Source organism: Lysinibacter cavernae, from assembly GCF_011758565.1.
Lineage (GTDB): Bacteria > Actinomycetota > Actinomycetes > Actinomycetales > Microbacteriaceae > Lysinibacter > Lysinibacter cavernae.
In genome coordinates this window covers 333,148-354,147 of sequence record NZ_JAAMOX010000002.1, presented here as the reverse complement: position 1 = coordinate 354,147, position 21,000 = coordinate 333,148, and the positions used below count along the sequence as shown (strand labels likewise).

General features: G+C 61.2%; 21 protein-coding genes. 20 read left to right on the top strand and 1 reads right to left on the bottom strand.

Going from position 1 to position 21,000, the window contains the following annotated elements; translation table 11 throughout:
- Positions 1–31 precede the first annotated feature (31 nt).
- The 6 genes from FHX76_RS11125 to FHX76_RS11100 all read left to right on the top strand — a co-directional run bounded on the left by FHX76_RS11125 (position 32) and on the right by FHX76_RS11100 (position 6,244).
- Positions 32–1,033 (top strand): ABC transporter ATP-binding protein, encoded by a 1,002-nt coding sequence (locus tag FHX76_RS11125; RefSeq protein WP_167150755.1) that lies wholly within the window; start codon positions 32–34, stop codon positions 1,031–1,033.
- Entirely contained in the window at positions 1,030–1,905 is an 876-nt protein-coding gene (locus FHX76_RS11120) for an ABC transporter permease (protein ID WP_167150754.1), read from the top strand. Before FHX76_RS11125 ends, FHX76_RS11120 begins: the two co-directional genes overlap by 4 nt.
- 43 nt (positions 1,906–1,948) lie before the next feature.
- Positions 1,949–3,244, top strand: a complete 1,296-nt coding sequence (locus FHX76_RS11115; protein ID WP_167150753.1) for a sensor histidine kinase — start codon at positions 1,949–1,951, stop codon at positions 3,242–3,244.
- Positions 3,241–3,900 carry a response regulator gene (locus FHX76_RS11110; protein ID WP_167150752.1) on the top strand — a complete coding sequence of 220 codons (660 nt, stop codon included), beginning with the start codon at positions 3,241–3,243 and terminating at the stop codon, positions 3,898–3,900. The genes FHX76_RS11115 and FHX76_RS11110 overlap by 4 nt, the downstream gene beginning before the upstream one ends.
- A gap of 72 nt (positions 3,901–3,972) precedes the next feature.
- A complete protein-coding gene (locus tag FHX76_RS11105) occupies positions 3,973–5,802 on the top strand; it encodes a glycerophosphoryl diester phosphodiesterase membrane domain-containing protein (RefSeq protein ID WP_167150751.1) in 1,830 nt (609 codons plus the stop codon).
- A gap of 37 nt (positions 5,803–5,839) precedes the next feature.
- Positions 5,840–6,244, top strand: a complete 405-nt coding sequence (locus FHX76_RS11100) for a hypothetical protein (RefSeq protein WP_167150750.1) — start codon at positions 5,840–5,842, stop codon at positions 6,242–6,244.
- 417 nt (positions 6,245–6,661) lie between these two features.
- Here FHX76_RS11100 and FHX76_RS11095 read toward each other — a convergent pair whose 3' ends face one another.
- Positions 6,662–7,861 carry a hypothetical protein gene (locus FHX76_RS11095; RefSeq protein ID WP_167150749.1) on the bottom strand — a complete coding sequence of 400 codons (1,200 nt, stop codon included), beginning with the start codon at positions 7,859–7,861 and terminating at the stop codon, positions 6,662–6,664.
- A gap of 95 nt (positions 7,862–7,956) precedes the next feature.
- Between FHX76_RS11095 and FHX76_RS11090 the strand changes: the two genes are divergently transcribed.
- The 14 genes from FHX76_RS11090 to FHX76_RS11025 all read left to right on the top strand — a co-directional run bounded on the left by FHX76_RS11090 (position 7,957) and on the right by FHX76_RS11025 (position 20,967).
- Positions 7,957–8,427, top strand: a complete 471-nt coding sequence (locus tag FHX76_RS11090; RefSeq protein ID WP_167150748.1) for an SRPBCC family protein — start codon at positions 7,957–7,959, stop codon at positions 8,425–8,427.
- A 91-nt stretch (positions 8,428–8,518) separates the two neighbouring features.
- Positions 8,519–9,325 carry an NUDIX hydrolase gene (locus FHX76_RS11085; RefSeq protein WP_167150747.1) on the top strand — a complete coding sequence of 269 codons (807 nt, stop codon included), beginning with the start codon at positions 8,519–8,521 and terminating at the stop codon, positions 9,323–9,325.
- Positions 9,322–10,647 carry a quinolinate synthase NadA gene (gene nadA, locus FHX76_RS11080; protein ID WP_167150746.1) on the top strand — a complete coding sequence of 442 codons (1,326 nt, stop codon included), beginning with the start codon at positions 9,322–9,324 and terminating at the stop codon, positions 10,645–10,647. The genes FHX76_RS11085 and nadA overlap by 4 nt, the downstream gene beginning before the upstream one ends.
- Positions 10,644–12,296, top strand: a complete 1,653-nt coding sequence (gene nadB / locus FHX76_RS11075) for an L-aspartate oxidase (protein WP_167150745.1) — start codon at positions 10,644–10,646, stop codon at positions 12,294–12,296. The genes nadA and nadB overlap by 4 nt, the downstream gene beginning before the upstream one ends.
- Positions 12,296–13,159, top strand: a complete 864-nt coding sequence (gene nadC, locus FHX76_RS11070; protein ID WP_167150744.1) for a carboxylating nicotinate-nucleotide diphosphorylase — start codon at positions 12,296–12,298, stop codon at positions 13,157–13,159. The genes nadB and nadC overlap by 1 nt, the downstream gene beginning before the upstream one ends.
- A complete protein-coding gene (locus FHX76_RS11065) occupies positions 13,159–14,328 on the top strand; it encodes a cysteine desulfurase family protein (RefSeq protein ID WP_341777934.1) in 1,170 nt (389 codons plus the stop codon). Before nadC ends, FHX76_RS11065 begins: the two co-directional genes overlap by 1 nt.
- 33 nt (positions 14,329–14,361) lie before the next feature.
- Positions 14,362–14,916 carry a GNAT family N-acetyltransferase gene (locus tag FHX76_RS16580; RefSeq protein ID WP_341777933.1) on the top strand — a complete coding sequence of 185 codons (555 nt, stop codon included), beginning with the start codon at positions 14,362–14,364 and terminating at the stop codon, positions 14,914–14,916.
- A gap of 139 nt (positions 14,917–15,055) precedes the next feature.
- On the top strand, positions 15,056–15,865 hold the full coding sequence (locus tag FHX76_RS11055; protein WP_167150743.1) for a thymidylate synthase: 810 nt from the start codon (positions 15,056–15,058) through the stop codon (positions 15,863–15,865).
- Positions 15,862–16,374, top strand: coding sequence for a dihydrofolate reductase (locus FHX76_RS11050; RefSeq protein ID WP_167150742.1), 513 nt, complete (start codon positions 15,862–15,864; stop codon positions 16,372–16,374). The genes FHX76_RS11055 and FHX76_RS11050 overlap by 4 nt, the downstream gene beginning before the upstream one ends.
- A 97-nt stretch (positions 16,375–16,471) precedes the next feature.
- Positions 16,472–17,752 carry an MFS transporter gene (locus FHX76_RS11045; protein ID WP_243848833.1) on the top strand — a complete coding sequence of 427 codons (1,281 nt, stop codon included), beginning with the start codon at positions 16,472–16,474 and terminating at the stop codon, positions 17,750–17,752.
- A 443-nt stretch (positions 17,753–18,195) separates the two neighbouring features.
- Positions 18,196–18,660 carry a VOC family protein gene (locus FHX76_RS11040; protein WP_167150740.1) on the top strand — a complete coding sequence of 155 codons (465 nt, stop codon included), beginning with the start codon at positions 18,196–18,198 and terminating at the stop codon, positions 18,658–18,660.
- Between the two features lie 41 nt (positions 18,661–18,701).
- Positions 18,702–20,132 carry a serine hydrolase gene (locus FHX76_RS11035; protein WP_167150739.1) on the top strand — a complete coding sequence of 477 codons (1,431 nt, stop codon included), beginning with the start codon at positions 18,702–18,704 and terminating at the stop codon, positions 20,130–20,132.
- A 41-nt stretch (positions 20,133–20,173) separates the two neighbouring features.
- Positions 20,174–20,524 carry a metallopeptidase family protein gene (locus tag FHX76_RS11030; protein WP_167150738.1) on the top strand — a complete coding sequence of 117 codons (351 nt, stop codon included), beginning with the start codon at positions 20,174–20,176 and terminating at the stop codon, positions 20,522–20,524.
- Between the two features lie 119 nt (positions 20,525–20,643).
- Complete coding sequence (locus FHX76_RS11025) at positions 20,644–20,967, top strand: DUF7882 family protein (RefSeq protein ID WP_167150737.1); 324 nt, start codon at positions 20,644–20,646, stop codon at positions 20,965–20,967.
- The last annotated feature ends 33 nt before the right edge of the window (positions 20,968–21,000 follow it).

Sequence of the window (21,000 nt, the reverse complement as noted above, 5' to 3'; positions counted from 1 at the left end):
CGGGCCACTGTCGGTCGGCCAAACTTGAAGTATGACAACTTCCCCTGCGATTTCGGTTCGAAATCTCACAAAGACCTACCGCGACGTGACCGCAGTAAACGACGTCTCCTTTGACGTGCTGCCGGGCACCGTTTTTGCGTTTCTTGGCACAAACGGTGCCGGCAAGAGCACAACAATTAGCTGCATTACCACACTGCTCGAATTCGACTCCGGCCAGATCGAAGTCCTCGGCCAGCGTGTTGGCAAGGGGTCGAGGGATGCCGGTAACGCGACCATCCGCCGCCAAATTGGCGTGGTCTTTCAGAACTCCGTGCTCGATCCACTGCTCACGGTTATCGAAAACCTTCGTGTCAGGGCGAGCTTCTACGGCATCCCCGCTGGCGAGGCAAAGGCCCGCATCGCCGAGTTGACGACGCTCATCGGCCTTGAAGAGGTGCTCGACCGGCCATACGGAAAGCTCTCAGGCGGGCAGAAACGCCGGGCAGATATCGCGCGGGCGCTCATTCATAATCCTTCTATCCTGTTTCTTGACGAGCCGACAACTGGCCTCGACCCGCAGAGTCGAGAGCAGGTGTGGGAAGCAATCGACACCCTGCGTGCCACGCAGGGCATCACGGTGTTTCTCACCACGCACTACATGGAAGAAACCGAAAAATCCGATGAGGTCTGCATCATCAAGAGCGGCACGATCGCGGTGCGTGGAACCGCGGCCGCCCTTCGCAGCCGCTACAGCAGCAGCATTCTCACGGTGACGCCAGAATCCATCGCGAGCACGGTGGAGTGGTGCAGCGCGCACAACATCGAGTACCGAGTGTCAGGTGACGCCCTACAGCTCCCCGTTGAATCGAGCGCAGCGGCCCTTGGTCTTCTGAACAAGCTTGGCGACACTGTTCGTGACTTTGAGTTCAGGCACGGAACGATGGATGACGTATTTCTTGCGGTCACCGGGGCGGATGCCTCGACCCTCGGCGAGGACGCCTCTAGCGTTCCTGGCACCCATAACCAGAATCTCGCAGAAGAGAGCGCAGCATGAACATGGTCTTGATCCTCGCCAAACGAAACCTCAGCATCTTCTTCCGCGACCGGATGGGCGTCTTTCTGTCCCTGCTGTCCTCGCTCATTCTCCTGCTGCTATACACCTTCTTCTTGGGGTCGCAGATCGCGGATAGCCTGACCGCTCAGTTCTCGCACGCGACCGACGATCAGGTGAGCCTGTTTGTGACGACGTGGGTGTTCGCGGGGGTCATCATGATCACGTCGCTCACCACGGGGTTGTCTGGCATGAACGTGTTCATCGAAGACAAAACGACCCAACGCTTCAATGACTTCCTGGTCTCGCCTATTAGCCGCCTGCAGCTGACGTTTGGCTACCTCATTTCGGCGTTCACGATTTCGGTCATCATGACCGTTATTATTGCCGCGGTTGGTCAGGGCGTACTCGCGGCAAACGGCGGTGCCCTTGGCGGCGAACAACTGCTTTCCGTTCTTGGATACGTCGTGCTGTCCTGCGCGGTGTTCTCGACCATGTCGGCGCTCGTTGCTACTTTTATCAAATCGAGCGGTTCGTTTACCGCGGTTGCGACCATCACAGGAACGGCGCTCGGCTTCCTTGCGGGTGCCTACATCCCCGTTGGCTCGCTTCCAAGCGGTGTCGCGAACGTGATCAACGCACTTCCCTTTGCGCAATCTGCGATGCTGCTGCGCCAGCCGTTCACCAAGGACTCGCTCGATCAGGTCACTTCAGGCAATGCCGAGGCGATTACCGAGTTGCAAACCTACTTTGGCATCCACGGCTCCGTTGGGGACGTCGACCTCAGCAACGGCGTTATGATCGCGGTTATGGGAATCATCGGAGTGGTCTGCGTTGGCCTCGGAGCGTGGCGCATTGGCCGAAGCATCCGGTAAGCGGGCGCGATGGCCTCTCCGACAGGCTTTCGGCCCAGCCCGGTTGGGCAAGCTCACCCAGGAAAACGGCTGGACCATTGCGGTGGTTGGCGCGAGCGCCGTGCTCGGAGTGCTTGCCCTCTTGACCGTTGAGTCGGACGGAGTCGGCTGGCTGACCACCGAGGTGAACGTGGCAGCCACCGTTTTGCTGCTCTGCGGGATCATTCTCTACTACGCGTTGATTGCCAGGCGACACCTTGACGGGATGAGCGGCTCGTGGACGTCGCAGCTTGTCCTCATCGCGCTCTCCGCTGGCATCGTCTCGCTCAACCCAAATCTGTTATCGGTGCAAGTAATCTTTTACCCGCTGATGTGGTCAACCAGTCGCACGCTGCGTCAGGCGGTCGTGATGACCGGGGTCGGGTCGTTTGTGATCGGTCTCGCGGCCGTCCTCGGACATAACGATCCCGACTGGGTTTGGGTCGGTTGGGCAATCGTGGGTGCATCGTATGCGTTCAGCCTTGCGATGGGCCTGTGGATTACCACCATCGCAACGCAGGGCGCTGAAAATGCCCGATTGCTTGACGAGCTTAGGCAGCAGCAGGACCAGATTGCGGCGCTGAACCGGGCCGCTGGGGCCGATGCGGAGCGCGCCCACCTGTCGAGGGACCTGCACGATACGGTGGCGCAAACCCTCACAGGCGTTGTGCTGCTGTCGAGGCAGACCGAAAAACAGCTTGAAACGCTTGAACCGAGCACGGTGAGAGATCGCAGCATCGAGTTGATCCGGCTTGTCGAGTCGAGCTCTGCAGAGGCCCTGACCGAGACACGGGCAATGGTTGCCACCACCTCGTCGCTTGCTTCCGCTGGCGGCTCGTTTGCGGAAACCGTTCAACGCCTTGCCGACCGCTTCGCAAAAGAGACCGGCATCCAGGTTGCTGTCGAATGCGAGGCGGAGGCGTCGGCGGCGCTCAGCAGGGCCAACGAGGTCGTGGTGCTGCGCTGCGTGCAGGAGGGCCTCGCAAACGTGCGTAAACATGCGAGGGCGACGACGGTGAAGGTGAGTCTCACGTTGGGCAAGGATTCCGAACGTGCAACCGAATCGTTTGTGCGACTGACCCTGACCGACAACGGGATTGGGCTTGGCGAGCAGCCACTCGGCGGGTTTAACCCGGAAGGCGACGGTGGCCAGTTTGGCCTCGCCGGGATGCGCGACCGGCTCGCGCTCGTTGGTGGCGCGTTAACCCTCGCGAACGGAGAGTCTGCAACGGATACCCTTCGTGGCCACGGTGCGGTATTGACGGTGAGCCTTCCGAATGTGTCACAACCCACCGCCGAAACAGAAGGAGCACCCGAATGAGTGGCAACATCCGAGTCTTGGTTGTTGACGATCACCCCATCGTTCGCGCCGGCATTGTGGCGACGCTGCTTGGGCAGCCAGACATTACGGTTGTTGGCGAAGCAGGGAGCGGCCCTGAGGCCGTTGTCAGGGTTGCTGAAGCGCAGCGCGACGGCAACCCCATTCAGGTTGTGCTCATGGATTTGAGGATGCCGGGCGGCGACGGCGTCCAAGCGACGGCGCAAATTTGTGCCGCGCATCCACAAACGAGGGTGCTTATCCTCACCACCTACGAAAGCGACGACAACATTCTTGCCGCAATTGAGGCCGGAGCAAACGGGTACTTGCTCAAGGCTTCGCCAGAGAACGAGATCGTCTCTGGCGTGCGCTCGGTCGCGACTGGCGGCACGGTGCTTGCCCCAGCCATAGCCGAGGCGCTAGTGACAAGGATGCGCGCCGCAACGCAGCCATCTGCGGATGCGCCAACGCTCAGTCCGAGGGAGCGGGAGGTGCTCACGCTCGTGTCTCGGGGATACACCAACGGTCAGATTGCCGCGGAGCTGTTCATCTCTGAGGCGACGGTGAAAACCCACTTGGTGCGGATCTTTGAGAAACTAGGGGTTGGCGATCGCACCAGGGCGGTGACGCTCGCCATCGAACTTGGCCTACTCGGCTGAATTCGCCCCCCGCTTTCTTCCGAGCCCGCCGAAGTGCCGACCCGAGATTGTGGTCAGAAAGTAGTTCGCTCCGTGACACGTTTCGCCACGCGTTGGACCCTCGTGCCCGCTCTGCTCGCAAGCGCCTGGAAGCAACTGGTGAGTAACAGTTTGGTCTACATCGCCGCTATCACGGTGCTGCAGGGGGCCGTCGCCGTGATTGCCCTTCCGCTCATCCGCTGGCTGTTTCGGTCTGCCGTCGGCGCAGCTGGGCTGAGAGGCCTCGAAATGTCGAGCGTCATCACCCTTGCCTCGACGCCAACCTCCGTTGTGTTGCTCATCGCCGTTGTTGTTGTGGCCTTTATAGCCCTGTCATTTCAGCTTGCGGCCCTTGTGCTGATGAGCACACGGCTGCAGTCTGGACTCCCTGTGACGGTTGCCGGGCTGCTGGCGGATGCGAAGGCCCTTGGACGATTGCTGCTCAGGCCGCGTTCTGCCTGGCTTGTTGGTTATTTGCTTGTTGTGCTCCCGCTCGGAAACTTTGGCTTTGCCTCGGTTCTCACGCAGGCTATCGCGGTGCCGTCGTTTGTTTCGGGGGAGCTCCTTAAATCAACAACCGGAACGATCCTGTACGTCCTGTTTCTACTTGGACTTGCGCTTGTGAACGCGCGACTTGTGCTGACGATCCCCGCCTTTGTTGCCGGAGAGGCTCGCCCTCTTCGTACAAGCTGGCGAATGACAAAAGGGATTACCCTCCCGATCATCGTGACTGTTTCGGCGATTATCCTGCTGAGTACCGTGTTGATCTCAGCCACGCTTGCGCTGAGTCTGCTCCCGACGGCGCTTGCCGACGCGGTGTGGCCAGCTGCCGCCCCCGCGGTCGCCTCTGTCAGTCTTGCAATCGCTCAGGTCCTCACGTTTCTTTTGGTTGGCGCGACAACCGCAGCACTCGTCTCAACAACGGTCAAGCTCTACCGCGTTGGCACAGATTGGAAGGGCCCCGCTGGCATTGCGCCAATCGAGCCTGAGTCGAATGTTGCCTCGAACCAGGACTTTCGCAGGCCGGCTCTGCTCGCTGGAGCAACCCTTGTGACGCTCGTTGCCGGCCTGTCAATTGTCAACTATCCCGTCATGGAAGCGTTGGAAGCGCATCCAGACACGCTCATCCTTGGCCACAGGGGGTTTAGCGGCGGTGGCGTGGAAAACACGATTCCCGGGTTGGAGGCTGCGGCCGAGGCTGGAGCCGATCTCACCGAGATGGACGTGTTGCAGACCAAAGATAACCAGTTTGTGGTCATGCACGACGTCAACCTACAACGGCTCACAGGGCAGGACCTCGCGGTTGCCGATCTCACCCTTGAGGAGCTCACCGCGCTGACCGTGACAGACCTTGCCGGCCATTCCGCGGTCATTCCGTCACTTCGCGATTATGTCGTTCGTGCGCAGGAACTCGGCATGCCGCTCCTTATTGAGATCAAAACCCACGGCGGGGAGAGCCCCGACATGGTTGAGCTGCTGATTGGCGAACTCGAGGAGTTGCAAGCGATGGACAACAACATGTTCCATTCGCTCGATAAGCCTGCAATTGAGCGGCTGAAACAGCTTCGTCCTGACGTCTATGCCGGGTACATCTTTGCGCTTGCAGGGGTGAACCTGCCGCCGACCACTGCTGACTTTGTGGTTATCGAGGAGGCCTCGTATACAAGCGGCCTGCGCGACGACGCACGGGCCAACGGAAAAGGAGTTTTTGTCTGGACGGTAAACGCACCCGCTGCGCAGCGACAGATGCTGCGGGATGAGGTGGATGGCCTGATTACCGACCACCCCGACACGGCACTTATTGCGCGAAATGACATAGACTCAAACCCAGGTTTGACCGGTCGCCTGATCGACGCGATCGACCGGTTTGTCGTCATTAACTAGCCACCCAACTGGCCGCATCTACCCCCGAAGGACAGCAATGCTGAATCGTAAGTTGACCGTTTCGATCGCAATTCTTGGCGGACTCCTGCTCGCCCCTGCGCTCACCGGTTGCACGCAAGACAGCGACCCAAATTACACGGCAGTTGACCTGCCTTCGGCATTCCCAACGACGGTCCCGCTCGCTGACGGCACCGTGTTTGCGGCTGACAAGATGGGGGACACCGGATGGTCGGCCTCTGTGCTCGTTGACGATGCAGCCGCGCAGGACGCCGTCCTGCAGCAGCTGAAAGACGAGGGCTTTACCGAGCAGGGGTCAAACGAGTCAGACGCGAAGGCCCGCATCTTTTCTCTGACCGATGGCACAACAGCAGTGACGGTTGTGCTGAAGCAGGTTGACGGAAAGTTCGTGGTTGATTACACCTTTGCGCCGATCCCTCGGTAGCAATCGTAGGTTTGGCCGCTCATCACTGACGTCGGTTGGCAGCGGTGAGCCTGCGCGGACGCCAAATTGCGTCCTCAATTCAAGAATTGTGGCAAACTTTTAGATTTCTTTTCTAAACCGCGTAAGTTTTTCGGTGCCTTTGAGTCTTATCTATTGAAGGCGTTGTTAGCGAAGCCTGTGTGTTCAGGCTGATGTGCCGACGACCCTTCAGCGTTCATAACTAGATATCAGACTTGGCATATTGAGGGACCCTAGACCCGAAATATTGCCATCGGCTGGGCCGAAAGACTCTGCGGTATACCGGACGCTAGCGCCCCTAGCTAGCGTGTTGAGTTCGTACGATATTCGGTTCTGCCAGTGCCGGGAGGGCTACATCAATCCCCCCTCGAAGTAGTCCTTCCGGCACGCATTTCTCTCTTATGGCAGTGTGCTTATTTTTGCGTAGATGAGCGAGAGCACCGCTGCGGAGCCGAGGAGTGGAACGCTCCGAACGATCCACCAGCGTTCGCGCACGTGCAGCGCTGGGGTTGTCGCTCTGGCCGTAACCGTGCCGCTGAATCGTTCGCGCATGAGCGGCGAGCGGTGGTCGGGTTCGATTCCGCGCTGATGATCGTCATTCTGGTGAATTGGCTGTCGTTCAATGGCCTCGACCGCGCTCACAAACCTTCCGACCAGCCTCCAGAAGGGGGCCTCGGCGAGGTTGATGCGAACCGGGGCGTTAAATATGACAACTCCGTCGACACATTCGACATCAAAGTCGGGGGCGTGGTCGGCCAACAGCTCAAGAAGGCCGCCTGAGACGACGTCGAGCGCCCGCGTGGCGCTGGTCGAGACCGTTGGCGACAGGATGGTTTCCGCCGACATCGGCAGTTCGGGTGTTGGCTCGCCGCCCCGCTCGACGGTGAGGGTATGGCTGCGTTCGAATTCAACGAGGCGAGAGAAGCGCGTTTCGTCGGCTTCGGCCGACCGATCAAACGGGACGGACTCCGCGACCTGAAATCGCGGGAGTGCTCGTCGAAGGTGCAGGGTTGTCTCGTTGTATTTGGCGCTGACCGCGAAGTGGGGGATTGCCGAGGTGACGGGGATCGTGACTATCGTCCACCCACTGGCGGTGAACGCTTCTACCGGCCGCCCAAACGTGCTCTCGAAGCCTGCGAGCCGAAGGGGCCCGTGAAACGTTCTGTTGGATAGGCTGCCGGCGGATGGTTTGCCGCCTGCCGTGAGCGTCATCGCTGCATCATTTTCAGCTGCAAACGTTGCGAGCATGACCCAGCGCTTGCGCTGAGGTCGATAGGGCCAGACGGTCAGGGCTGCAAACAGGTAGGCGGCGAACGCGGCAAGCACGGGGATAGCGACGGCGATTGGTGTCTTGCCCCACACGAGCGCGGCGACTGCGAGTGCCGTCAGTGGGCAGAGGATAAGCCCGATCGCCCATAGCTGTGGCGGTGCGAGTCGAGTTCTGAGGTGGATGCCGTGGTCAGGTGCGAGCATCGCCTGCGCGTCGGTGATTTCAGCCGCAACCCATTCGTGGGTGAGCGCGGAGGTGTTGAGCCGTGGCGAAGTCTGGGGTGGCGGAGTGACGATGAAGTCGCCCCTACTGTCGATCGTGATACTCACATGAGACAACATACCCCGTAAACTCCCGGTTTTTCAGTAGAAATACACGTGACGTTGAGTATTTTTTGCCAAAGGGTTTGGGTTAGGCTCTGTGCATGTCTCGCGAGTATGGTTTTGTCACCGAATGGGAGTTGAATGCGTCGCGAGATCGCGTCTGGCGCGCGGTTGCGACGGGGCCAGCTGAGAATCTGACGCCGTGGTGGCGGGGCGTGACGCTCTCGGTCGGGCCGGCGGGGTTGATCGAGGGTGCTGTGGCCCAGCTTTCGGTCGTAAGCCCCGTTGGCTATACGCTTCGAGAGCGGTTGGTGGTTGCCGTGGTTGAGGCCCCGAAACTGCTCGTGGCGACAAGCGCCGGCGATCTTGTTGGCGAGGGGCGTGTTGAGCTCATGCCGGTTGATGGGAACCATACGCGAGTTCGAGTCACCTGGTGTGTGGTGGCAACCCGGCGGTGGATGGTGGTATCGGCCTGGTTCCTTGACCCGCTGTTCCGGTGGGCGCATCGCCGTGTCATGGCGCGTGGCCTTGTGGGTCTCAGGCAACTCGTGGCCAACACCGACGATGAGTAGCGCGCGGGGAGAAAAGCGCGTACCCTACTTAAAGTCATCTTGACTATAAGTAGCCGTTTTCGCTGAAGACGCGCAAAACGCGGGAGTTTTCATGGATTACGCAGCGGCAAACGTGAGTGAGCGTCGGTTCCTTCCGCCGCGCGTTGCCGTATCAACCGTCGCGTTTGCACTGCGGCCGCCAGCTGAAGGTGCCAATCCTCATCCCTCCGAAAGCGAGCCGCACAACATCACCCTGTGGCTGCCGCTCGTCCGGCGAACCAGAGACCCGTTTCGGGGGCAGTGGGCCCTGCCCGGCGGGCCGCTCACCTGGAACGAATCACTTTCGGATACCTCGCGGCGCACGCTTGCTGACACAACAGGCGCCAGCCCGCGCTACCTCGAACAGCTGTATGCCTTTGGCGAGCCGGAGCGGTCGGCCTCCGACCAACGACTTGTCACAATTGCCTACTGGGCGCTGCTCACAAACGACGAGATCGCCGGCGATACCGGCGTCCAAACCGTCTCGGAGCCAGCAGCGGCACAGCGCAGTAGCGGACAGCTCGGGAACGGACAGCTCAGTAACGTCGCTTGGTTCTCCGCCGACAGCCTGCCGGACCTAGCGTTTGATCACGCTGACATCGTCAACTACGCGCTGTGGAGGCTCCGCAACAAGACCGAGTATTCAACGGTTGCCTACCGGTTTCTTGGCGAATCGTTCACCCTTGCGCAACTCAGGGTCGTCTACGAAGCGGTCCTTGGCAAGCAATCAGATCCCGCCAACTTCCGCCGCCAAGCGCTTGCGAGCGGGCATCTTCGCGAGACCGGTCGAGTCGAGACCGGCGTCGGGTACCGCCCCGCAAAACTGTACAGCTTCAGTGATGTCGACCACGCGGCATCCGATACAAGGAGATCATCATGACGTCGGTAGACGAACTGATTCGCAGCATTCACGAACCACGCACTGACAGCCACAGCGGCCGACCGATCAATCTTCGGACGGCGGGGGCCGCGCCGAGCGTCAGCACATGCGATACCGATCTCGCGAGGGACCCGTGGTCGATTGACCAGCGCCCCGCCTCCACATACGGACCTGGCGCATCCGTCGCCGATCTCATCCCGCTTGGTGCCCCGCGCCAGGGCAAACTGCCAGACGAATACACCGTCGCGACCGAGGCGGAACTCGAACGCCGCATTTGGGATGCCAAACAGGCGCTCGGGGACCGCGTACTGATTCTTGGGCACTTTTACCAGCGAGACGAGGTCGTGAAATTTGCCGACTTTGTTGGTGACTCGTTCCAGCTCGCCAGGGCAGCAACCACGCAACCGCAGGCCGAAGCCATCATCTTCTGCGGTGTGCACTTTATGGCGGAGACCGCTGATATTCTCTCCAAGCCCCAGCAGGCAGTTATCCTGCCAAACCTCGCGGCAGGCTGCTCGATGGCCGATATGGCAAACATTGACCAGGTCGAAGACTGCTGGGCCGATCTCGAGGCTCTCTATGGGACAGAGCCCGACGAGCAGGGTCGGGTGCCAGTTATCCCCGTCACCTACATGAACTCATCCGCCGCCATCAAAGATTTCTGCGGCAAGCGAGGGGGCATCGTCTGCACCTCCTCGAATGCGCATACCGTTCTGGAATGGGCATTCGAGCGCGGTCAGCGGGTGGTGTTTTTTCCCGACCAGCATCTTGGCCGCAATACGGCGAAGGCCATGGGAATTCCGCTCGAACAGATGCCGATGTGGAACCCCAACCGCGAACTCGGAGGCAATACCGAGCAACAGCTCAACGAGGCGAAGGTTATTCTCTGGAACGGGTTCTGCTCGGTCCACAAGCGATTTAGCGTGGCCCAGATTGAGCAAGCGAGGGCTGAGCACCCGGGCGTACGTGTTGTGGTTCATCCAGAATGCCCTATGGATGTTGTTGACGCCGCAGACGAGAGCGGCTCGACCGACTACATCACGAAGGCAATCGCTGCGGCACCCGACGGCACGACCTTTGCGATTGGCACCGAGATCAACCTTGTGCAGCGCCTCGCGACGCAGTATCCGCAGCACACCATCTTTTGCCTCGACCCGGTGGTATGCCCGTGCTCAACGATGTACCGCATCCACCCCGGATACCTCGCTTGGACGCTCGAGCGTTTGCTCGCTGGCGAAGTGGTGAACCGTATCAGCGTCGACGAGAGCGTGAGCGAGGGCTCGCTCCTTGCCCTCGAACGGATGCTGGCGGCAAAGCCGTGATTGTCGTCGTTGGGAGCGGGCTTGCCGGAATCACCGCAGCACTTGCCGCTGCCGACTTCGATGACGTCACGATGGTGACGAAGGCCGCGCTTGAGATGTCGAATACGTTCGCCGCACAGGGCGGTATTGCCGCTGCGCTCGGCGACGACGATTCGGCCGAACGGCACCTGATGGACACGCTCGCGGCGGGCAACGGGCTGGTGCGAGCATCAGCGGCAAGGGTTCTCACGGCCGAGGGGCCCCAGCGAATCCACGACCTCATCGGGCTCGGTGTTGCGTTCGACAGGGATGCCTCAGGAAACCTCGCTCGCGGGCTTGAGGCGGCCCACTCTCGGCATCGAATTGTGCATGCCGGAGGCGACGCAACCGGGGCGGTGATTGAGACTGCTCTTGCGCAGCGCATCCGCGAGGGCAGGGTGAGCGTGCTCGAATACCGCTACGTGGCTGATATTCGGCTGAAGGATGGCCGTGCCGCTGGGGTAGAGCTGCTTGCGGATGATGGAACGCGCGAGGTGCTCGACGCCTCGGCCGTTGTGCTGGCAACCGGCGGCGCAGGGCAGCTCTACTCGCACACAACCAACCCAGCCATCGCAACCGGTGACGGGGTCGCGGCAGCGGCGAGGGCAGGTGCCGTCCTTTGCGATCTTGAGTTTTACCAGTTTCACCCGACGGCCCTCGCCGTGGAGGGAAACTTTCTCGTGTCTGAAGCCGTTCGCGGGGCAGGCGCAGTCCTTGTTGATGAGCGGGGTCATCGTTTTATGGTTGATGCCCACCCAGCCGCCGAACTCGCGCCTCGGGATGTTGTGGCTCGCACAATCGCGACGGTCATGGCAGAGCAGGGCGGTCGCCCTGTGATGCTTCGTGCCCCTGGCCTCGGGGAGCCGAAGGCCGCTGCGTACCTGGCGACTCGGTTTCCCACCATTAACCGTGTCTGCGCGGAGAACGGTTTTGACTGGGCGCGTGAGCCTATTCCCGTGACCCCTGCCGCGCACTATTGGATGGGAGGCATCCGCACCGATCATGACGGGCGCACCTCCATTCCCGGCCTGTTTGCGGCGGGTGAGGCAGCAAATACCGGTGTCCACGGAGCCAACCGGCTCGCGTCTAATTCGCTCCTTGAAGCGGTTGTCTTCGGCAGGAGGGCTGGCGTCGCCGCCGCAACGGGTGGCCATCGCGACGATCATTTCGACGGTGGCGAACCGGCATCGGTCTGCGCGCTTCCGCCGGCAGTCCTCGGCATGGAGCCAACCGCCTGTGACGTCCGTGAGCTCATGTGGTCGGAGGTCGGACTGGCGCGGGACGGCAACGGCCTTGGCCGCGCGGCAACGCGCCTCGGCGAATGGGCAGCCGCGCTGAGCATCGAGTCCCAGCATGGTCAGGACCAGGCCGGCCGGGTGTCCGGAGCCACGGCATCCATGGAACTGCTGAACCTCGCGACCCTCGGCCACCTTATTGCCGTTGCGGCGAGCGAGCGGGATGAATCGCGAGGTGCCCACCTTCGCACCGACGCGCGGCAGAGTGATCCGGCCAAGGCGTTCAGCCGGAATTACATATTCTCCGCACCATACCCGGCAACCAGAAACGTGTGTGATCTCAATCGTGTCGACCGGCTGAGCCGAGCCGACCGCCACCTCTCAAGGAGCGCCTAATGCTGACCCCCACCATCGTTACCGAGATCGTCGACCGGGCGCTGCGCGAAGACGCACCATGGGGTGACATCACCGCTGAGGCCGTGATCCCCGTCGGGGCGCAGGCCTCAGCTCAGCTTGTTGCGAGAGAGCCAGGAGTCATGAGCGGTGGCGCGGTCTTTGCGCGGGCGTTTGAGCTCTGCGATCAGTCGCTCCTGGTTGAACGTTTGGTCGCGGATGGAGACACCTTCTCGTCTGGGGACGTGCTGGCTACGGTCAGCGGCCCTGCCCGCCCGCTGCTCACCGCAGAACGCGTTGGCCTGAACTTTGTGCAGCGGATGAGCGGAGTGGCGACGCTCACATCCGCCTACGTTGCGGCGGTCGCCGGCACAGCGGCCCGCATCGCCGACACGCGAAAGACCACCCCAGGTCTGCGGGCGGCCGAAAAATACGCCGTCGCCTGCGGCGGCGGATCGAACCACCGTTTTGGGCTTTCCGATGCGGTCATGGTGAAAGATAATCACCTCGCGGTGTTGCAGCAGCAACGCGGGCTTGGCGTCACCGAGGCGCTGGTCAGCCTCCGCCAATCCGTTGGTCACACCACTCATATCGAGGTCGAGGTTGATCGGCTCGACCAGGTTGAGGCCGTTCTCGCCGCTCGCATCGATACGATCATGCTCGACAATTTCTCCTTGGAGGATCTGCGCGCCGGGGTGACACAGATCGCTGGGCGCGCGCTGGTTGAGGCGAGCGGAGGCGTGAACCTTGTGACCGTTGGTGAGATTGCCGCAACGGGCGTCGACGTTATCTCGGTCGGGGCTCTGACACACAGCGCTCGTGCACTTGACCTTGGGCTTGACATCGTGATTACGGGTGCGCCCTAGTGCTGTATCTCGATAACGCGGCAACAACGCGGATGCCAGACGAGGTCCTTCGGGCCATGTGGGCGTACCTCTCAGAGGAATTTGCCAACGCGTCGAGCGTTCATGCGGCCGGCCAGCGGGCAAGGGATGCCGTCGACTGGGGGCGTTCCACCGTCGCCCAGCTGCTCGGCGGACGACCATCCGACATCGTCTTTACCTCAGGAGGTACGGAGGCCAATAACCTCGCGGTGAAGGGGCTCGCGCTTGCCAATCCACGGGGCCGGCACCTGGTCACGACGGCTATCGAGCATCCCTCTGTGATCGAATCGTGCCGGTATCTCGAACGGTTCCACGGCTTTGAGCTGTCGTATGTTCCGGTCGATTACTTTGGCAGGGTGGCTCCGGATGCGCTCGCCGAGGCGCTGAGGGACGACACCAGCCTTGTTTCGATCGGTCTCGCCAATAACGAGGTTGGAACGGTGCAGCCGATTCGCGCCCTCGCCGATGTCGCTCACGAGCGGGGCGCGCTTATGCACACCGATGCGGTGCAAGCGGTCGGCTCGCTCTCGGTTTCCGCCGCGGAACTCGGCGTTGACGCGCTCAGCTGCTCGGCGCATAAGCTCGGCGGGCCGAAGGGGGTTGGTGCGCTTTTCCGTCGGAGAAGCCTCGCGATCGAGCCCGTCCTTCACGGCGGCGGGCAGGAGCGAGGGGCTCGGTCAGGAACCGAACATGTGGCAGGAATTGTTGGATTTGCTGCAGCCGCGCAACTGCTGCTTGGCAACCCCGACATCGAGCAGGATCGTGAGGAACTTGCCAAGTCACGAGCATCCCTCGTGCAGCGGGTTGGCAAGGCGGTCCCGGATGCGCTGCTCACCGGAGACCCCTTCGCGAGGCTTCCTGGCCACGCTTCGTGGTGTTTTACCGGGGTGAGCGGCGAATCGATTGTTGTTGCCCTCGACGCGGCCGGCATCGCGGCGTCTTCCGGCTCTGCGTGTGCCGCTGGCCACGACGAGCCATCACCCGTTCTGCTTGCCATGGGGCTGAGCCGGGAGGTCGCACAGTCGGCCGTGCGGTTGAGCCTGTTGCGGCCCCTTGAACCGGCCGAGGCGGATCTGGTTGTGGATGTGTTGACCAACGCCGCTTCGACGCGGCGGCTCCAACGAGACGTTGGTGGGGCAGCGGTCCGATGAGCAAGAACCCGTTTGCTGAGGTACCGTATTCCTGTGATTGAATCCCCCGAGAAGTCGGCTCGCGAGCAGACCACGTTCCGCGTTGCAACGACCAACGACATCACCGCCATTGTGAGGCTTGTCACATCCGCCTATCGCGGAGACGAAAGCCGCGCCGGCTGGACAACCGAAGCAGACCTGCTCAACGGCGAGCGAATCACGCCGCAGGTGCTGCTCGCCGATATGCAGCGAGACCACAGCAACGTCCTGCTCGCCGAACGCGACACCAAGCTCATCGGTTGTGTGCACGTTGAACTGATCGAGCCAGGAACTGGATACCTCGGCATGTTCGCCGTGAGCCCAACTGAGCAGGGCAGGGGAACCGGAAAGCAGATCATGGAAGTTGCCGAGAGCTTCGTCAAGCGCGAGTGGGGCGCAACCTCGATGAAGATGACGGTCATTGATGTTCGGGCCGAGCTCATCGCCTTCTATGAGCGGCGCGGCTACGCGCGCACTGGCATCCTGACCCCGTTTCCAAGCGATAATCCTGACTTCGGCGCGCCCACTCAGGCCCTCCAGTTCGAAACCCTGGTCAAGTCGCTGGCCTAGCCGCTGCCCTCGCGCTGCCCTCGCTCGTGGGGCGCATTCTTGCTCGTGGGGTGCGCTTAATTGCGCCCCACGAGCAAGAATGCGCCCCAGGAGAGGCCGCAATCGCATTTTGACAAAAAAGCGCCTACGCTCGAAGGTGATGACTACCTCGATCGCCACCCCGTACGAAGACTTGCTCCGCCACGTGCTTGAGACCGGAACCGCCAAGGGCGACCGCACCGGAACCGGCACGACCAGCGTGTTTGGTGCTCAGATGCGCTTCAACCTGCAGGAGGGTTTTCCTCTTGTGACGACCAAGCGTGTGCACTTCAAATCGGTGGCCTACGAGCTGCTGTGGTTTTTGCGCGGCGAAAGCAACGTTGGCTGGCTGAAAGAACATGGCGTCCGCATCTGGGACGAGTGGGCCGATGAGAACGGCGACCTCGGCCCGGTCTACGGCGTGCAGTGGCGCTCATGGCCAACGCCAAGCGGCGAGCACATCGACCAGATTTCGCAGGTCATCGAGCAGCTTACGAGCGATCCGGATTCCCGCCGAATTATCGTTTCCGCCTGGAACGTTGCCGATATCCCGCAGATGGCCCTCGCCCCCTGCCACGCATTTTTCCAGTTTTATGTTGCCGACGGAAAACTGTCCTGCCAGCTGTACCAGCGCAGCGCAGACCTGTTCTTGGGGGTTCCGTTTAACATTGCCAGCTACGCCATGCTCACGCACATGGTTGCGGCGCAGACCGGTCTTGAGGTTGGTGACTTTATCTGGACGGGCGGCGACTGCCACATCTACGACAACCACCGCGAACAGGTTGCCGAGCAGCTCAGCCGCGACCCTTACCCGTACCCAACCCTCAAACTGCTGCGCACGCCGGACAACATTTTTGAGTACGAATACGAAGACTTCGAGGTTATTGACTACCAGCACCACCCCGCGATCAAGGGCAGCGTCGCGGTATGACCGTCTCCCTGATCTGGGCGCAGGCCCGCGACCGAATTATTGGCCGCGACGGCGTCATGCCATGGCACCTGCCGGAAGACCTCGCTCACTTTAAGCAGCTCACCCACGGACATCCGGTGATTATGGGGCGCAAAACCTGGGATTCCCTTCCGCCTCGGTTTCGCCCCCTCGCCGGGCGCCGCAACATCGTGATTACTCGCCGCGACGATTGGCAAGCCGACGGGGCAGAGGTAGCAAACTCCCTTGAGCAGGCCATCGAGCTGGCAACAGGGGGCGACAGCACTGCAGACATCTGGGTCATCGGCGGCGGAGAAATCTACCGACAGGCCATGGCCCATGCCGATCGGCTTGAGGTAACGGTCATTGATGTAGCCCTTGAGGGAGACACCCGCGGACCGCTCATCGACGGCGACTGGTTGGTCACTAGCGAGCCTGCCGACGGCTGGCACATCTCGACCAAGGGGATGCCGTTCCGCTTTGACACCTACCGAAGGCCTGCTGCGAAGTAACGCGGTCGTGGCGTCATCCCGGGCGTAATGTTCCGCGCCTAATCGGCTTGGCCGCTAAGTTTATTGGGTACCCGACCGATGAAGGAGCCCAGTTGTGATGTCGCGCAGAGGCCACGGGTACGCACTCCTGTCGCTCGCTGCGCTGGCGCTGTTGTCGGTCAACCTCCGCATCCCTCCGATTGCGATCTCGCCGGTGATCGAACTCATGCGCGCCGATCTTGGGCTCACCTCTGCCGCAGCCGGGTTGCTGACGAGTATCCCTGTGCTCTGTTTTGGCCTCATCACGCCGTTCACCTCACTGTTGCTTCGCAAAATTGGGGTCAATCACGCGGTGCTGTATTGCCTCACCGGTCTCATCATCGGAACGATCGTGCGGTCTGGCGGGACACTGACCGCTGCGATCGGCGGCACGGTCATTATTGGCGCTGCCCTGACCATCGGAAACATAGCGATACCGATGCTCATTGGCCGCGATTTCAAGACGCGCGCTGTGCTCGTGACGGGCATCTACACGGCATCCGTCAACGTGGGGACGACCGCGGCTGCGGCGCTAACCGCCCCCTTTGCCGAGATTGTTGGCTGGCAGCTCGCTCTCGCAAACTGGGCCATTTTTGCAGTACTGGCCCTCGTGCTGTGGGTCATCGTGTATCCGCCACACCTTGACCGGCCCAGATGGATGGACGCCGTCGCCCCGGAACCGGCAAAGCCCGTCTCCAAGGAGCGAGCCCAATTTGAGGAACTCTCGACAGCGACGATCCCCATCGCGATCGTCAAGCCCGGTGATTCTCGCGGTTTCCGGCCGTACGCCTGGAGCGTTGCCTGGCTGTTAGCGATTGCCTTCGCGGCTCACAACCTTGCGTTTTATGCGGTGGCCTCATGGCTGCCGGCGCTTCTGTCACAGTCGCAGGAGATGACCCCCTCGCAGGCAGGTTTTGCGGCGAGTGGCTTCCAGGCCCTTGCCATCGTTGGGCCTTTGTTGATCCCGACGCTCGGCGCCATATTCAGCTGGAACGCAACGCGGCTTATGGTCTTGGTCAGCTCGCTGTGGATCGCGATGCCGCTCGGCATGCTTGTTGCGCCGTCGTTCTGGTACCTCTGGGTTATCTGCGGTGGGATGGCGCAGGGCGCGACCTTCACCGTCATCTTTTCAATCGTTATCCAGCGCACCGCAAGCATCGATCAAAATCGAAAGCTCACGGCGTTTGTGCAAACGGTTGGCTATACGCTGGCCGCCGCAGGGCCGGTTGTGACGGGATGGCTCAGGGATATCTCCGACGGCTGGTCTGGCCCGCTGCTTGCCGTGCTGGTCACCACGGTTATCCTTGCGGTCTCCGGCATTTGGGCGGCAAAGAGCAGAGCTCCGGCGCCCGGCTACTGACTGGAACAACGTGTACCTCCAGCGAGGCGAGTGGCGGAAGCACCGAGCGCGCCCGACGGTTTTGGCCCAGCATCCAAAGCCGCCTCAAATGGTGTCTCACACGGCAACTGATGGTTTTCCTGAGGCCGCTTGTTTGTTTCGCCGAGTTTTGAAGGAATGATTTGGTGCGCTAAGTTGTTGCCGGAAGGTTCTTTTTCAGGCAGACTGAACGAGCCGGTGCAATGGCGCAGTGGCCAATAGGATTCGCCGAGCTTGGTTGTGTGGTTTCCCCTAAGTGCCACACAATCATCTGGAGGGTCTCTGATCTGAAAGAGCCCTCCGTGCGGCCGGTTGTGACCCCTAATCCCTAACCGGCCGCACCTCTTTACCCGCCTCGCGTGCGGGGTTACCATTGGCACACCACCGCGGTCGAACCTGTGATCGCACCAAGGAGGAAATCGCTCATGCCATCCATCACCCCCAGCCTGTGGTTTGATTCTCAGGCCGAAGACGCCGCGAATTTTTACGTTTCGGTGTTTCCGAATTCCAAGATCAATGCGCTGTCGCACTACGGCGAAGGCGCGCCATTCCCCGCGGGAACGGTCCTGACCGCCGACTTTGAGCTCGACGGCAAGCGGTTCCAAGCGCTGAACGGCGGCCCCTACTTTACGATCAGCGAGGCCATCTCGTTTGTGGTTGATGCCCCGACGCAGGAAGACATCGATTACTACTGGAACGCGTTGACCGCCGATGGCGGCGAAGAGAGCCAGTGCGGCTGGCTCAAAGACAAGTTCGGTGTGTCTTGGCAGATCGTTCCGCCAATTCTTGGTGAGCTCATGAGCGGGCCGGATGCCGAGAGGGCCGGGCGCGTCATGCAAGCAATGCTTGGCATGAAAAAGCTCGACATTGAGGCGCTCACCAACGCATAAGGGCCTGAGCGTTCCAAGAACGGGCTGGCATACTGAGTAGCATGGCTTCCCCGTTCTTGGTTTCTGTTCGCACGCCCCAACGACCGCGGCGACGACGCCTAGGGGCGGCGGTTCTTGCTGCCCTCGTGGCGTGCGCGATGGTGCTGACCGGATGTTCGGCGCCCGAGTCTGAGGCGCCGCCGACCTCTGCGCCGCCAACGCCGGTGAGCCTGCCAGACACCATGGTTGGAAATCAGGCCCAGTGGGTCATCGACACAATGAACGCCGCGCCAGCACCCGAGGTCTCAGAGGCCGAGGTGAAGGCGACAGAAGAGCGCTTTGCGCAGTTGATGCTTGACGAGGTCTCCGCCGCCGATCTTTCAGCGCTTTTTAACGGCCTCCGTGATCAGCGGACCTGGGTTCCAACGGCGGTCAAGGAGTTTGACGACAGCATGATCGTGACGCTGCACGGCACGTCGGGCGAACCCGTTGATATGTCGATTGCAGTTGATTCGGTTGGCAAGATCCAGTACCTCTTCTTTGGGCCTGTTGCGGCCGATCGCAAGGCCGCGACCTCGTGGGACGAGCTTGAATCGGCGCTGCAGGACAGCACCGCCGACATCAGCATGGCCGTCACCGAGGTCGACGGTGGGGGCAACACCAACGTCTTCTCTCACAACGGTGACGACGTCATGCCGCTCGGTTCCATTTTTAAGCTCTACGTGCTCGGGGCCGTCGCGACCGCGGTTGCCAACGGGACGCTCACCTGGGAGACCCCTGTCACGATTACGGACGACATTCGCAGCCTTCCGTCTGGCGTATTGCAGGACGCGGCCAACGGTACGCAGGTGACGGTGCAGCAGGCCGCGGAGAAGATGATCTCGATCAGCGACAACACCGCAACCGACGCACTCTTCGCGCTCGTTGGCCGGGATGCGGTTGAGCAGCAGCTCACGAGCATGGGGAACAAGAACGCCTCGCTGGATCTCCCCTTCCTGAATACGCGGGAACTCTTTACGCTGGGCTGGGGCAGCGATCCCGCGGTCCGCACGCAGTGGAGGGACGCCGATGAGGCCGGTCGTCGGGCAATGCTTGCGGCCCTCCCCACTGGCGACCTTGGGATGGATGGCTCTGAGATAACCGACTCGGTATGGCAGTACGGTCTCGACTGGTTCGCAACCTCCGGCGACCTTGTCGCCGCTCATACCGCGCTACAGGCCCTCGCTGACACCGACGCGGGCGCGCCGATTCGCGACATCCTGAGCCTGAACCCCGGCACCGGCATGACCATAGGCGAGGAGTGGACGTACGTCGGGTTTAAGGGTGGAAGCGCGCCGGGCGTGCTCGCCGGAAGCTGGTATGTCGAGGGCGAGAACGGCAAACACTACGTGCTAAGTATCCAAGGGTCGTCCACGTCGCCGGACGAACTCAACGATGCGCTGACGTTCTTTGGCAACGTCGAAGATGCGCTTGCGATCCTGGCGAAGTCGTAATTCGGGCCCTGTTTTCACGGGAGGAGTGGCAGACTGTGGCCATGGTTGAGATAAGCGACGACGAATTCCGGCGGATCGTGACCGAAGAGTACGACGCGATTCCCGACAACATGTTTGGCAATCTTGACAACGTGGTGATCTTTATTGAGGATCAGGCACCTGGCGAACTCCCTCGGCTGTATGGGCTGTACTGCGGACACCCGCTCACGAAGCGTGGCGTGTATGGGTTTGGTGAGCTTCCCGACCGAATCACGATCTTTCAGAACAACATCGCGCAGCACAGTGCCACGATCGAAGAACTTCGGGCGAGGGTCAGGGTCACGCTCGTGCACGAAATTGGCCACTACTTTGGCATGGATGATGCCAAGCTGCACGAACTCGGTTGGGCCTAGTCCTTTCGCGCGGAAGACGATCTTCCGTCATCGTCTGTCCCCAATATGTTTGAACCGGGTGGGTTCTGGGTATTTCTTCTCTGAGGGCGTTTGCGCGCCACAGAAGGAGAGGGGCACCCGTGGGACGCCTAACGTACGGAACGAACGAGTTTGAGTTTGACGATTGCCTGCTGGCTCACCTCAAAGTGGTGGTCATTCAGAAGCTGAGACGCAAGGAGACGTTTCTGCTGTCGTGGAGCAACCACGACGACAGCGGAGCCTGCCTTGACGGTCGGCATGCCATCTGGCTAACCGACGGGATCCAGCTGTATTTCCATGTTGAGCAAAGCGAGAAGTTCAGCCTGAATCGACGCCTGCTCGACTACATGGTTGGGCAGAGCCACTCGCCGGACGGGTTGATACTTGATGAGAAAGTTCACCGACTGCTGACACGCGACTCATGAGTGGACGAGCGCCAAGCGAAGCGCGTGCTCAAA